Raw genomic sequence first — 14,487 nt, forward strand, 5'->3', positions numbered from 1 at the left:
ACTAATCCCGACATTCCAACTAATCCCGACATTCCAACTAATCCCGACATTCCAACTAATCCCGACATTCCAACTAACCCCGACATTCCAACTAATCCCGACATTCCAACTAATCCCGACATTCCAACTAATCCCGACATTCCAACTAATCCCGACATTCCAACTAATCCCAATAGCCCTAATAATCCCAATAATCCCAATAGCCCTAATAATCCCAATAATCCCAATAACCCCAATTCGCCCCCCATATCACCAAGGGATAGATTGCCATTTGATAGAGGGCGATCGCTTTTCCCCGAACCCAACCAACCCTTTAGTCGCGAACAGCGGCAGAACCAAAACAGAATATCGCGAGATATAGGAAAACCGGGAGACAGGATGCCACCCGAAAGAATGCAATCTCCCAGAGGACTGAGAAATTTCATCAATTCAAATATCAGAGATTCAGTTATTCAGTCAGCATTTCGCGGCGATATTGGCAGGAATTTGGAAATTGGCAATATATCGGCCGCTTTGTCTCTGCTGGACAAATCTTTCAGCCAAGAATTTCGGGAATATTTCGGCATCAACATCAGCGACGAGTTGGTATCCCCAGAGGAAATCCAAAAAAAGTTAGCATCGGTGGGCGCAGAAACGGGCACGAAACCCAGCTTAATTTATCTGTTCTCGCAGCCCGAAGAATTAAATTTAATGCTAATAAATTCTTGCGGTGAAGTGGTTCACAAAAGTGTGCCGGCTGCGAACCGGGCAGAACTGCTGAAAGTTGTAACTCAGTTCAGGGATGAGATTACCAAACCGGGAGTGCGGGCTACTACGAGTTATCTACCCTCTTCCCAACAGCTTTATAAGTGGATGATTGCGCCTTTAGAGGACAGTTTGAAAAAGTGCGAAACCGATACTATTTCCTTTGTTGTCGATCGAGGTTTGAGAGGTATGCCCTTTGCTGCTTTGCACGACGGACAGCAATTTTTGGTGGAAAAGTACAATCTCAGCCTGATGCCCAGCATTAATTTAACAGATACTCGCTACGTCGATCTCAGAAATTCTCAAGTTTTAGCAATGGGTGCTTCTGAATTTTCTGAGTTGAATCCTTTGCCTGCAGTTCCTGCTGAAATAGCGGCTATTTCCCGAGAATGGCCGGGAGTTAGTTTTCTGAATGAGGATTTCACTTTGGATAATTTGAAGCGACAGCATCAAAGCCGACCTTTTGGGGTTATTCACTTAGCTACTCACGGCGAATTTCGACCCGGAGCACCGAATAATTCTTTTATTCAGTTTTGGAATAGTCGGCTGCGACTGGATCAATTGCGGGATTTGAGATTGAATGATCCGCAGGTTAATCTGTTAGTTTTAAGTGCTTGTCGGACTGCGGTGGGAGATGCACAGGCGGAGTTGGGTTTCGGGGGTTTGGCGCTGCAAGCGGGGGTGCAAACGGCTTTGGGGAGTTTGTGGTACGTGAGTGATGAAGGTACTTTGGGATTGATGAGTGAGTTTTACCAGCAGTTGAAGACGGCGCGAATTAAGGGGGCGGCGCTGCGACAAGCGCAAATTGCCATGTTGCGGGGAGATGTGCGTTTGGAGGGGGGAAGATTGCGGGGTTTGAGTCGGGGTCAGGGGGTGGAGTTGCCGAGTTCGCTGCAAGGGTTTGCGGATTTGAAGTTGTCGCATCCTTATTATTGGTCGGCTTTTGTGATGATTGGGAGTGCTTGGTGATGGGTGATTAGTGATTTGTTATGGGTTGGATATCAATGATTTTTGGGGAAAGGTCGATCGCCCGCAAGCCAGCAAGTTCTCAGTGCGATCGGCCTTTTCACTATTTTTTATGCCGAGTCCGCCATCACACGATCGCTTGATATCGTTTCCGGTTGCACCGGAATTATTACAGCGGTTCCCGCTGTATCTCCAAAAAAAACCTGAAACCGAAGTTAAGCCTAAGCTAAAATCTAATTTATTGAGAAGTCTAATGAATAAATTATTCAGTCCTCTTTTAGAGGACTTTCGCTATTAGCCAGGGGTTTAAACCCCTGGCGGTATTTGGGGTTAAGTGATATTTCGGTTTAAGTTGACACCAATCAATGGGCATTGACGTGTCCCTAGAAAGGCTTACTGTCGCACTTGCACCAAAGAAACCCGGTTTTTACCAAATCTGCTGACTGAAACGAAGTATTATCGTCAAAACCCGGTTTCTTGACTCCCATGCGTAAGTCCTACTCAACCAAAGCTTGCTGCTGAGCCTCCAACAATTCTTGAATCCCGATTTCTGCCACATCCAAAATTTGATTTAACTGACTCCGACTGAAACTTCCTTCTTCTGCAGTTCCCTGAATTTCGATGATATTCAAATCTCCATTCATTACCACATTACAATCAATTTCAGCCGCCACATCTTCAAGATAATTCAAATCTAAAAACGCTTCTCCTTCCAAAAGTCCCACAGACACCGCCGCCACTTGACGAATCATGGGCGATCGCTCTAAATCACCTTTTTGTACCAACTTGTTTAAAGCGTCAGCCACAGCCACAAACCCGCCAGTAATTGAAGTCGTGCGAGTCCCAGCGTCAGCTTGCAAAACATCCGCATCCACAAGTATGGTGCGTTCCCCCAATAGTTGCATATCCAAGCACGATCGCAAACTGCGCCCAATCAACCGCTGAATCTCTTGAGTGCGTCCCGATAATTTCATAAATTCCCGCTCTTGTCGCTGCGGCGTAGAACCGGGCAACATTCGGTATTCCGCTGTCAGCCAACCTTGTCCGGTATTCTCCAGAAATCTCGGCACTCCCGGCTTGATTGTAACGCTGCAAAGTACCTGAGTATCGCCACTTTTTGCGAGTACGGAACCGCTAGCAAATTTGGTAAACTGTCGATCGAAACTAATCGGACGAATTTGATTTGGTTGTCGGCCATCTGGACGCTGGAAAGACATAATATTTAGGTGATGGGTACTGGGTAATTGGAATTAAAAATTGAAAATTGGGTATTAATCTTCCGGTCTTTTTGGATTCGTTAAATATGCAGTCATTCAATCTAAAATGTAAAATCTAAAATGCTATGACTATTGACCTTTAGCCTCGATCAATTGGAGAATATCCTGCTGGACTTGTTCTGGCGATCGATCGCCATCCACAGTTAACAGTTTGTTGCGGTATTCATAATACTCTAAAAGAGGAATAGTGCGTTCGTGGAACAAATCGAGGCGACGCTGTAAAATTTCAGGGTGGTCATCCGATCGATCGCGCTCGATCGACCTGCTCAGCAAAACCTCGATCGGCACTTTCAGCCAAACTGCCCAATCTAGCTCCTGCGCCAACTCCTCTAATAAAAAATCCAACTCCTCAGCTTGAAAAGCAGTTCGCGGATAGCCCTCCAACACCCAGCCATTAAAGACATCCCACAGCAGCAGCCGGCGGCGAAAGAATTCAATCATAGTGGCGTCGGGAACTAATTCCCCTCTTTCGACATAAGACACCGCCCGCTTGCCTAAATCTGTGTCTTCTGCGATCGCCTCCCGTAGAATGTCCCCCACAGCCAGCAAAGGAAGGCTCAAATTGCTGCACAGTAGTTCAGCCTGAGTTCCCTTTCCCGCTCCTGGCCCTCCCAGAATCACCACTCTCACAGTCCCTGCTCCTAGTGCCGCGACATTCAAAATTTTACGCGATGTGTGTACCTTTTCTTGAAAGCCCTGGACGCAGCAAGACTCTCATCACCTAGGTTTTTCACCCTATAACTGTATAAATGTCAAGCTCCAAGCCGTATTTTGGTAAAAAACCCCGTTTCTGCGTAAGTGCTAATTGAGTTCCAAAATTGAACAAATGACTGCGAATGCCACTGCCGCGAGCTTTTGACAACTTGTATATCTAGTGTTCGATCCGATGTGCACTCGGCCCCGTACACTATATATTGTCAAGCAGGCTTCAGCCACGCCAAGGTCGGAGCTGCACTCAAGACTTAGTTGCTGATTAAATATTGCCCTATGGTTGCTCAGTTACAAACCCCTAAACTAAATTTAAACCACAGCTTGCCCTACACAGTTCAAGGGCTGGTGCAAGTCTTTACAGGCCCGCACCGCTGCTTTTTTACCAGTGTCATGGCTCAGGCCCTCCGAATTGCAGGACAGGGAGCTCCCGTGCTAGCGGTGCAGTTCCTCAAAGGGGGAATTAATCAAGGGCATCAGCATCCGGTGCGGCTGGGGCAAAATTTAGATTGGGTGCGCTGCGATTTGTCACGCTGCATTGAGAAGGCCGATTTAGATGAGCTGGAGACGCGAGCGATCGAACAATTGTGGCAGTATGTTCAAAATGCAGTGCGCGAAGGTCGTTATTCCTTAGTTATTCTCGATGAATTGAGTTTAGCGGTTAATTTGGGCTTGATTCCCGAAGCCGAAGTGGTGGCATTGATTGACAACAAGCCGCATCATTTGGATATGATTTTTACCGGGCCATCCATGCCCCAAAGAATTTTGGATGTAGCCGACCAAATTACTGAAATTCGCCGCAGTTAAGGACAATGATTCAAGTTGCGAGATCCTTTTTAGCGGTTGCATTTTTTATGTAAAAAAATAGGCGATCGCTTAGCTCAAAGAGCGATCGCACGCTGATCAATTTACCAGCGACGTTACGCTTGAACTACCGGATCGAACACAACACTCAATCGATCCGCCGGCACCATCCGCTTGAGAATTTTCAAGTGACCGTCGGCATCAGACCAACTGCGAAACTCACCCACAACCACCTTTTCCACATTTGGAAGCGAGCGAACTATAGTCCACGGCTTGAGACGTTTTTCTTGCAACATAATATATATCTCCTTGGTAAATTGGAGCCAAAGCCAGTCCCCATGCTTTGGCAGGGCCGAGGACTGGCTTTTGACTTTGTAAACTTGCCCTTCTCTAAGAACATAGCACAAAAAAAATAGTTTGTGATTATATCTTATTTTCCGCTTTCTTTATACCTAATTCCTACATGACAAATGATTAAACTAAAAACTTGTTAATTCTTTAATTCCCCACTCAAAACTATTTCATGACTAACACTTAAACTACACTTGGGGTGCAGCGTGACTAATAAATTCTGCCTTCTACCTTCTACCTTCCCTTTACAAATCCCGCCGCGACAGCAGAAACCAGATCCCACCCAAACCCAAAACACCGCACAAAACCCCGCCTTCCCACCCAAAAACAGTCCCCCCCGGCAAATGTCCAGGCTTTGCCTTAGAAGTAAAATTCAGCTCCGAATAGTATACCCACTGGCTGTTAACCCGCCAGCCTACTCGATCGCCAAACTTCTCCCAAACTGTAGCATCATAAACACCAGCCTTTCCCCCCGACTTTACCCACAAACCCTTTTGCACAGAAAAACCAAATCTGCGGTGACTGTGCCGCACCCAAAGTTGATCGATAGTCTGCAAATCCTTAGCGGGAAACTTCCTAATATCTTCCTCGCTCAAATAACCGCGTGAAAGTTGCTGCATCACCTCCAGCATTTTCACAGAAGTTTCCTCATCAGCACCCCGCCAATTTTTAGCAGCCAGCAGCCTTGCCAAGTGAGAATAATCAATACCTTTTTCGGACTCTAAATTCACAGAAACTAGCGGAGGATCAGTCACCGGTTGAGTCGGCACCGAAGGACTAATGACAGTTGTTTGCTGCGACTTTTCGAGCACAGGGACAATAACAACAGGAGGTTTTAAAGCATCCAAAACTTCCACAGCCGATTTGTAGCGATCTTTAACATATTCCTGAATCAACTTATCCAAAACCTGACCTAAATCCTGGCTAATTTGTGTTCCTTTCGGCAAAGCCTCCCTCCAAAGCCAGCGGCCTTCAAGCGGATCGTAAAGGTCATCGTGAATGTCTCCATAGATATCCAGGTAAGGCATAACAGAAGTCAGCAAGCGAATGCAAGTCACCCCCAAACTATAAAGGTCGCTAGCAGGAACAGCCCTACCGTGACGCTGTTCTAGAGCCGCGTAGCCGGGAGTTCCCAACTTAGTTCCCGTTTTGGTAGGAGCAGCAGCTACTACCTGTTTAGAAACCCCAAAATCTATCAGCACTAACTTACGATCGCGAGCCCGGCGGATCACATTCTCAGGTTTAATATCGCGGTGAATTACATTTCTGTCGTGAACAAACTTCAATAAAGGCAACAAATCTAACAGCAGTTCGCAAGTTTTAATTTCGCTATAAGCACCGTACTTTTCTAACTCATCCTTTAAATTATAGCCATCAATAAACTCTTGCACTAAATACAAGCGCCCATCTTCCTCAAAATAAGAAATTAACTGAGGAATTTGCGGGTGCTTCAGTTCGTATAACCGCCTTGCCTCTTGTTCAAACAGCCGAACATATTTTTTAAAATGACCGGGCTTCCGCTGAAACTCTTGAGGGGGAGACAACTGTTTAATCACGCACAATTCCTCAAATTTTCCATGATTAACAGCTCGGAAAGTCCTGCCAAATCCCCCATCGCGCAGCGGTTCAGTTGCTGCATAAAGGTCTTTTAGCAGCAACTTTGAACCACAATGAAGACAATACTTTGTGCCTGGTGGGTTCTGACGCTTGTCTCTTGGGCAATCGAGATTAAGGCAGTATGTCATATATTAAAAAAATGCGAACAAAATTATACTCAGGGTTTTATATTATTCAAGAGTCCGATCGCGAGCTGGTTTTTGTAGAGGCGAAACCTCGAACCTTACGGAGGCGGCCGCCACCCTCGCGATCGGAGGGGGCGCTCTCGCCAGACTGCCCCTGAGCAAGTATAACTCTCTTAAGGGTTTGACCTCAAACTCGAAGTCCACATCTAACCTTAGACTCCGAGCCGTGCAATACATTTGATTTAGCGGTCAAATAGCCCCTAGATCAAACAGAAATAGTAATTTATTACCAGCCCCGTGGCCTCTGCAACGCCAAAAAAACTGAGGATTCCGCCTGAGATATAATTTTATTGTCAGAGAGAAGCACACTAACGGGAGCCACAGGTTGCGTCAAGTTCGATATACTTTAATATTTTACCCGTATAATTTTTAACTTAACCAGGCATAATTAACAATCCAAAAATCCCCAACAAATGCACGTTAAAATCAATACTAGCTTCCTCGATCGCAATCCGAGCCAGACCAGACACTTAGCCAGTTTTCCCTGTTTCCTTTTTTCAGCTATTACCAGTTACATCTAATTCGATCGGTCTACTTAATTAGGAATCCCCAGTGACACCAAAACTACAGCCCTCTCCCACTCCAAAATCCCGCAACAAATCACCAAAAGTACCCTGGTTTGAGCGGTTCATGGCACTGGTCGCCCTAGGAAATTTAAGCCTAGTATTATTTGACATAACTTACGTCCCCGGTCGAGATTTCTACCTCCGGCAACTGCCAGTTCTAACTCAAGTATACGACCCATTTAAAGGAATTAAACCCCACCGAGACACCCAGCAATATCTGGAAACCTTAGAAGAATTAAAAATTCAAGTAGTGCAAACAGGGTTGCCCTCTCCCCAAGTAGCAGCCAAATTGCAGGAAATAAACAATCTGAGCGCGAAAATGATCGACGAAGATCCCTTTCGAGTAGCATCAAAAAGTGGCACCCTAGAAAAAATAAAAGACCGGATGCGCGATCGCGTCCCGAATCCGCAAGACTCCGCTAAACAATCATTCCAAAGATTCTGGAGCCAAGACTATTTAAACAAACAAGGCTGGCAAAAAGAAATCAAGTGGTTTGACGCCAAAATCAAGCCATTAATCGCCACCAACTATTACCGCGAGATTGGAGAAAACGGCGAATTCATCGATAACTTTTGGCAAATCGACCTGCCATTTATTGCCATATTCGCGATCGAATTTCTAGCCCGTACCTACTTGATCACCCGCCGCCACCGCAGCGTCACTTGGCGAGCCGCCATGCTCTGGCGATGGTACGACATCTTCCTGCTGCTCCCATTCTGGCGCCTGTTGCGAGTATTACCCGTCACAATTCGCATCCACCAAGCCAAAATGCCAGATCTCCAACCCATACGCACCCAAATCAGCCGAGGTTTCGTCGCCAACTTCGCCCAAGAATTGACCGAAGTTGTAGTAATTCAACTCATCAACCAGATGCAACAATCAATTACCACCGGCGAACTAACTCGTCAACTCTTTCAATCCCAAAAACAGCGCTATGTAGACATCAACAATATCAATGAAATAGAAGCGATCGCCACCCATCTAGTCCAAATAACCGTCTACAAAGTCCTCCCCCAACTCCAGCCAGACCTAGAAGCCCTCCTCCGGTACAATATTGAAACCTTCCTCAAACAATCCCCCCTGTATGAAGGATGGAAGCAAGTACCCGGTCTGGGAAACCTGCCCGGACAGCTAGCACAGCAATTAGTTGCAGAACTCTCAAAATTAGTCACCCTCGGCCCCCAAGATGCCTACGAAGCCTTCAAAATCGCCAGCGAAGACCCCATAAGCATCAAACTCTCAAGCCAGCTAGTCCAACATTTCGGGCAAGCTTTAGGAACCGAACTGCAACAGCAGCACACCTGGCAAGAAATACAACTGCTGCTGTGCGACTTCCTAGAAGAGTTCAAAATCAACTACATTCAGCGGTTGAGCGAAGAAGACTTCGAGAAAATTTTAGAACAAGCCAAAGAACTGCAACGGATAGCCCCGCGTTAGGGCGTGTCATCACTCGGAAGTCCCCAAACCGTTCGGGCAAGTCTCCCCAGGCGATGCCCCCTGGGTAGCGGTACAACACCGCTTCCACGAACAACCGATTGTAGGCCGACTGTCCCACCCACATAACCTTCATGTCCGCGCAACAAATCTTTGATCCTTTCCCACTGTTAATCCCGTAGGGCATAACGGCCGCTTGTCCTGCCGATCGAATCCTTCTAGTCGGCTGTATCTCTCCTTTACCTTCCTTTACATCAACTGATGACAAACCCTAGCCTCTCGGATTTGAAGAACCTTAAAATCCTTGCCAGCCCTCTGTTCACCTCTAGTACCAAATTCACTATTAAGCTGAGATAGTTTCCCAGAATTAAAAGAATAGCCCTAACCCTCTTCTGTGTCATAATCCCCTCTGCTCCACCGCTCTACTTATTTTTTTCTTCCCCAATTAGCAATTAGCAATTACCCTGCTGTAACTCCTGCAAATGAAACTTGCTGGAATTGTAAAGTTTCATTTGCGATCGGCATTCTCTACGAGAGTCATCTGCAGAGTTGTGCATCAAATCTTCAGCGCGGTAGTGAGTTAGACCGCCGTTACGGTTCTCCGCAGGCTGGCGTGTCATCTTTTTAGCGAGCAAGGTCAATTTTTTGAGACGTATATTATATCAATTTATATGTAACTCCGATGAAACCCTACTTTTTAGAGTCAATCTGTAAAGTAAAGTTAAAAACTACTACAAATAGCTGTAAACCAGGTAGTCTATTAGAGATCATTGCTAACTGGTTTCCTAAAGGCTAAAAATATTTACAAATGCTAGAAAAAAATAAGGTCCGTCCGTATCTTTAGTCAGCTATTATTATAACGATCTCAGAGAAAACACGTAAGTAGCGATGCTTGTTTAAGCAAGTTACTGTCTCAAACTTTTCAGTAACTATTATAGATTGCTTTTCAATATATATTTCCTCAGTCTCATTTCACTAAATCTACTGATATTTTTCAGCCAACTGGTTACCCCAGGAGTAACACCAATCAATGTCACAGACCTCTCCAACCACTTTCTTGTCAAACCGTTCTCAAAAGAAGCTGTCACTTCGCCTGATTTTAGTATTGCCATTCGTCGTGCAAATCTTTGCTGCCGTCGGGCTGACAGGCTGGCTATCCTTACGCAACGGGCAAAAAGCAGTCAACGAAGTGGCCAGCCAGTTGCGGAGTGAAATTACGGCCCGCATCCAGCAGCAGCTCAACACATACGTAGATACAGCCCCTCGCGTCAATCAACTGAATGCCAATGCCCTTCGACTAGGATACTTAAATCCCGACGAATTGGAGAGTACGGAACGCTATTTGTGGGAGCAAATTCAAGCATTTCCTTCTCTACCCAATATGGGTTTTGCTACTAAAACTGGAGAATTCATTGCCATTGAACGCCAAGAGAATGGCAAAGTAGTTTTTAAAATAGCAGACAAAGAGCATCGGAATGAACTTCATATTTATGAATCTGATAGCAAAGGCAATCAAACGAAGCTCTTAACAGTCTCCCGCAACTACAATATACTCAGCCGTTCATGGTATAAAGACAGTGTACGCTTAGGCAAGCCGACATGGAGCGAAATTTTTTCACTTACAGGTCAGAAAACGCTCTCGCTTCCTGCCGGACATCCAGTTTATGACGACAGTGGCGAACTGCGCGGGGTATTCGTTGCTAATTTTCTGATCTCTTTCCTCAGTGACTTCCTGCACAGCTTAAACATCGGTCGATCGGGACAGACATTCATTATGGAACGTTCTGGACTCCTAGTAGCCAGTTCAACTCTCAAAGAAGCATTTATCACCAACAATGACCAGCTCGATCGCCTGAATGCTTTAGATAGCACAGATGATTTAATTCGGCTGACAACAGCGCATTTAAAAGAACACTTTGGCGACCTGATTAAAATTAACAGATCTCAGCAATTGGATTTTACGATCGCCGGCCAGCGACAATTCCTCCAAGTTATGCCCTTTCAGGATAGCCGAGGATTGGACTGGCTGATCGTCGTCGTAGTTCCTGAAAGCGATTTCATGGATCAAATTAACGCCAATACCCAGACTACCATTTTGTTGTGTTTGGGAGCCTTGGCGCTAGCTACCGTTTTGGGAATCTTAACCGCACGCTGGATTACCAGCCCGATTCTCCGTTTGAGCGCAGCTTCGAGAGCGATCGCCAGTGGCGACTTAGAGAAAAATGTGCAGGTAAAAGGCGTAGAAGAACTAGAAGTTTTGGGTCAGTCTTTCAACCTGATGGCACAACAGTTGCGCGAATCTTTTGAGGCGCTAGCCAAGACCAATTCCGAGCTAGAAATCCGAGTAGAAGAACGCACCGCTGAACTCACGGAAGCCAAACAAATCGCTGATACTGCCAACCAAGCTAAAAGTGAATTTTTAGCGAATATGAGTCACGAATTGAGAACGCCACTCAATGGAATTTTAGGATACGCTCAAATCCTAGAACGCTCAAAAACCATGGCTCCGAAAGATATCCAAGGCATCAGTATTATTCACCAGTGTGGTTCCCACCTGTTAACCCTGATTAATGACATCTTAGACCTCGCTAAAATTGAAGCTCAGAAACTGGAACTGTACGCGAAAGATTTCCATTTTCCTTCCTTTTTGCAGGGAGTCGCGGAAATCTGCCACATCCGAGCCGAACAAAAAGGAATTGCTTTTGTTTATCAACCCAGTTTGGAAATTCCTGCTGGCATCTACGCTGACGCAAAACGCTTGCGACAGGTACTAATTAACTTACTGAGCAATGCAATTAAGTTTACAGACTCAGGACGAGTGACTTTTAAGATAGAACATCTGGAAAAGGGCACAGGTGAAAAGGTACAAACCAATGAGCAAAAGCCAGCCTCACCAATTCACAAAATTAGGTTTCAAATTGAAGATACTGGCGTGGGTATGACACCCGAACAATTAAAAAAAATATTTTTGCCTTTTGAACAGGTAGGAGACAGCAAGCGTCAGGCGGAAGGAACCGGACTCGGTTTAACAATTAGCCAGAAAATTGTCGAAATGATGGGTAGTACAATTCAAGTAAAAAGTCAGTCAGGAACAGGCAGTGTTTTTTGGCTAGATTTGGATTTACCGGAAGCGGCAGACTGGGCAAATACAGCCACGGTTGCCAAGCCAAGAAAGTTGGTTGGCTACCAAGGTAGAAAGCAGAAAGTTTTGGTTGTGGATGACAAATGGGAAAACCTCTCGGTCATTGTCAATCTCCTAGAGCCCCTCGGCTTTGAAGTAACCGAAGCTAAAAACGGTCAAGAGGGTTTAGAAAAAGTAGAAGAGTTTAAGTTCGATTTGATTATCACTGACTTAGTGATGCCAGTGTTAGATGGCTTTGAGATGATGCGCCGTATCCGAAATTTGCCACACTATAAAGACGTGGCAATCATTGCTTCCTCTGCCAGTGTATTTGCTACCGACCAACATAAAAGTTTGGAGGGAGGAGCAAACGATTTTGTCGGTAAGCCAGTGCAGGCAGAAGAGCTATTTGAGATATTGCAAAAGTATTTAAAACTTGAATGGATATATGAGGAAGGAAAGAATGAAAAAATCAGCACTATTCCTTTTTCATCAGATGCTCAATCACTTACTGAATCGAAATCTGTAGTGGCTCCCCCGCCAGGAGAAATTGAACTTTTATTTGAACTGGCGATGAGAGGCAACGTGAAAGGAATTGTGAAGCGCAGTGAGCACCTAGAGAAGTTAGATCGGCAATTTGTGCCCTTTGCTGTTGAGCTGCGCCAGTTAGCCCAAGGCTATCAGGTCAAAAAAATCAAAGAGTTTATTACATCCCACAGGGTAGAAAAAGAATGAAGGCAGCAAATATGGAAACAAGTAGCATCTTAATCGTCGATGACAATCCTAGCAATCTTGACGTGCTTTCTGAAGCTTTAGCTGGTTCAGGATGGGAGATATTGGTAGCAACTGATGGCGAAACTGCCATAGAACAGGCTGAATATAGTCAGCCTGATTTGATTCTGTTAGATGTGATGATGCCAGGAATTGACGGGTTTGAAACCTGTCATCGGTTGAAGGCAAGTCCGTTGACGAACGAAATATCCGTAATTTTTATGACCGCTCTTTCTGACATAGGAGATAAGGTCAAAGGCTTTAATCTAGGGGCGGTGGATTACATTACTAAGCCCTTTGAACAAAAGGAGGTGTTAGCTCGCGTCAACCTCCATTTAAAACTGCGTTCTTTGACTAAAATTCTTGCAGAGCAAAACCTAATGCTGAAGCGGGAAATAGAAGACAGGCTCGCAGCAGAAGCAGCGTTACATCAGCTCGCGCAGGAGTTAGAAAAACGGGTGGAAGAACGAACGGCTGAGCTTTCTCAAGCTTTGGATAATCTTAAAAAAGCTCAAGTGCAAATCGTTCAAAGTGAAAAGATGGCTTGCCTTGGTCAACTTGTAGCTGGGGTGGCTCACGAAATTAACAATCCAGTTAGTTTTATCTCCAATAATATCCCTATTGCCAAGGAATATATTGCCGATTTGATCGGGATGACTCGGCTTTACCAGCACAAGGTTACTTCGACATCAGAATTTGAGGATAAGTCCCAGGAGATTGAGTTAGATTTTATTGTTGAAGATTTGCCAAAAATTCTTGATTCAATGGCGGTCGGAACAGAGCGACTTTACAATCTTTCTATGTCACTGCGTAATTTTTCTCGCTTGGACACATCGGCACTAACGCCAGTGAATATTCACGAGGGGCTAGATAGTACCTTATTAATTTTAGGGCATCGACTGAAACCTAAAGGAAGTTTTCCAGGAATTGCAGTGATTAAAGAGTATGGGGAATTGCCGCTAGTAGAGTGTTATCCGGGGCAACTTAATCAGGTATTTATGAATATATTGGCGAATGGAATTGATGCTTTAGAAGAGTCTACGATCAGTTGTCCGCTGTGCGGGGAAAAGAAACAGGGCAATGACACTCCACAGATTCGGATTTGCACTGAAATGCTTCAGGATGACAGAGTGGTGATTCGGATTGCTGATAATGGGGTTGGCATAACTCAGGAAGTAATGCAGCATTTATTCACGCCGATGTTTACTACTAAATCAGTAGGTAAAGGGACAGGTTTAGGTTTGTCTATTAGCCGTGAGATCGTAGAACGAAAACATGGTGGTAAGCTGACCTGCATTTCCTCGCCAGAATGGGGGGTAGAGTTTGTAATTGAGCTTCCTATTCAGCATTAGTAATGGGGATTTTTTCTGGTGAATCTTAGTTTGGCTGTTTTGTAACTATACCGTTAATTTAGCGATCGCCCCTGTCTAATCTACCCATCACCATCACTGTCAAGCTCTTCACCCCCTATCAAGAAGCACAGGGCTTGTCCCAACTGAAATTAGGATTTCCTAAAGAAACTCCCGTATCGCAAGTCCTAGAACGCCTGAGTGCCACTGCGCGCCTGTTCTAGGATCGATCGCACCGGCTTCGGTATCAACCAGGAATTTGCCCTCGCCCCACCCCACTGCAAAACGGTGATCGAGTCGTCCTTATTTCCCCTGTCAGCTCTCCCCTTCTGCCCTCGGACAGTCCGCCGATGCCGGTTCGGTTTGTCACCGGGCGGGCGATCGAGCTAAACTGAGAACTGAGGCCTCCCTTCGATCAGAAGAAGTCCTCAAACTTCTTGGAAGAAATTGTTTTACCTAGGAGTGGGTCAAGCCCACTTTTTTTGTTGCATTAGTCGCAGGAAAAGAGCTCAGGGCGTCTGACTTGCAAGTTGAGGACTGATTTAGTAGGGGTACACCCCCGCTTGAGATCCCCTGCTGGGATGTTGGGTAAG

At 45.4% G+C, this 14,487-nt stretch carries 10 protein-coding genes and 2 pseudogenes; 5 read left to right on the top strand and 7 right to left on the bottom strand.

What is annotated here, in order from left to right; translation table 11 throughout:
• Nucleotides 1-1,713 (top strand): CHAT domain-containing protein (locus tag QUA62_RS03215; protein WP_333402331.1); only part of this gene is annotated, 1,713 nt, incomplete at its 5' end.
• Nucleotides 1,714-2,207: 494 nt separating this feature from the next.
• Here QUA62_RS03215 and rph read toward each other — a convergent pair.
• Nucleotides 2,208-2,927 (bottom strand): ribonuclease PH, encoded by a 720-nt coding sequence (gene rph / locus QUA62_RS03220; RefSeq protein ID WP_333402332.1) that lies wholly within the window; start codon nt 2,925-2,927, stop codon nt 2,208-2,210.
• Between the two features lie 129 nt (nt 2,928-3,056).
• Nucleotides 3,057-3,617, bottom strand: coding sequence for a nucleoside monophosphate kinase (locus QUA62_RS03225; RefSeq protein WP_333402485.1), 561 nt, complete (start codon nt 3,615-3,617; stop codon nt 3,057-3,059).
• A gap of 357 nt (nt 3,618-3,974) precedes the next feature.
• Here QUA62_RS03225 and QUA62_RS03230 point away from each other — a divergent pair, with 357 nt between their 5' ends.
• Nucleotides 3,975-4,502 carry a P-loop NTPase family protein gene (locus tag QUA62_RS03230; protein ID WP_333402333.1) on the top strand — a complete coding sequence of 176 codons (528 nt, stop codon included), beginning with the start codon at nt 3,975-3,977 and terminating at the stop codon, nt 4,500-4,502.
• A 113-nt stretch (nt 4,503-4,615) separates the two neighbouring features.
• Here QUA62_RS03230 and QUA62_RS03235 read toward each other — a convergent pair whose 3' ends face one another.
• From QUA62_RS03235 to QUA62_RS29325, 3 genes and pseudogenes are all read right to left on the bottom strand, one after another.
• Complete coding sequence (locus tag QUA62_RS03235) at nt 4,616-4,795, bottom strand: hypothetical protein (RefSeq protein ID WP_333077141.1); 180 nt, start codon at nt 4,793-4,795, stop codon at nt 4,616-4,618.
• A 300-nt stretch (nt 4,796-5,095) separates the two neighbouring features.
• Nucleotides 5,096-6,508 carry a GUN4 domain-containing protein gene (locus tag QUA62_RS03240; protein ID WP_445301636.1) on the bottom strand — a complete coding sequence of 471 codons (1,413 nt, stop codon included), beginning with the start codon at nt 6,506-6,508 and terminating at the stop codon, nt 5,096-5,098.
• A 9-nt stretch (nt 6,509-6,517) separates the two neighbouring features.
• A pseudogene (locus QUA62_RS29325) lies at nt 6,518-6,595 on the bottom strand (hypothetical protein); the annotation flags it as partial.
• Nucleotides 6,596-7,204: 609 nt separating this feature from the next.
• Here QUA62_RS29325 and QUA62_RS03245 point away from each other — a divergent pair.
• The gene (locus QUA62_RS03245; protein ID WP_333402335.1) at nt 7,205-8,656 is read left to right on the top strand and encodes a hypothetical protein; all 1,452 of its coding nucleotides are present in this window, start codon (nt 7,205-7,207) and stop codon (nt 8,654-8,656) included.
• A 13-nt stretch (nt 8,657-8,669) separates the two neighbouring features.
• On the opposite strand, the pseudogene QUA62_RS03250 reads toward QUA62_RS03245, so the two are convergent.
• Both QUA62_RS03250 and QUA62_RS03255 read right to left on the bottom strand, forming a co-directional pair.
• A pseudogene (locus QUA62_RS03250) lies at nt 8,670-8,811 on the bottom strand (IS5/IS1182 family transposase); the annotation flags it as partial.
• 294 nt (nt 8,812-9,105) lie between these two features.
• A complete protein-coding gene (locus tag QUA62_RS03255; RefSeq protein WP_333402336.1) occupies nt 9,106-9,273 on the bottom strand; it encodes a hypothetical protein in 168 nt (55 codons plus the stop codon).
• A gap of 410 nt (nt 9,274-9,683) precedes the next feature.
• Between QUA62_RS03255 and QUA62_RS03260 the strand changes: the two genes are divergently transcribed.
• Both QUA62_RS03260 and QUA62_RS03265 read left to right on the top strand, forming a co-directional pair.
• Nucleotides 9,684-12,509 carry an ATP-binding protein gene (locus tag QUA62_RS03260; RefSeq protein WP_333402337.1) on the top strand — a complete coding sequence of 942 codons (2,826 nt, stop codon included), beginning with the start codon at nt 9,684-9,686 and terminating at the stop codon, nt 12,507-12,509.
• Nucleotides 12,506-13,897 carry a response regulator gene (locus tag QUA62_RS03265; RefSeq protein WP_333402338.1) on the top strand — a complete coding sequence of 464 codons (1,392 nt, stop codon included), beginning with the start codon at nt 12,506-12,508 and terminating at the stop codon, nt 13,895-13,897. The genes QUA62_RS03260 and QUA62_RS03265 overlap by 4 nt, the downstream gene beginning before the upstream one ends.
• Nucleotides 13,898-14,487: the final 590 nt, after the last annotated feature.

The organism is Microcoleus sp. MON1_C1, from assembly GCF_036701945.1.
Classification (GTDB): domain Bacteria; phylum Cyanobacteriota; class Cyanobacteriia; order Cyanobacteriales; family Microcoleaceae; genus Microcoleus.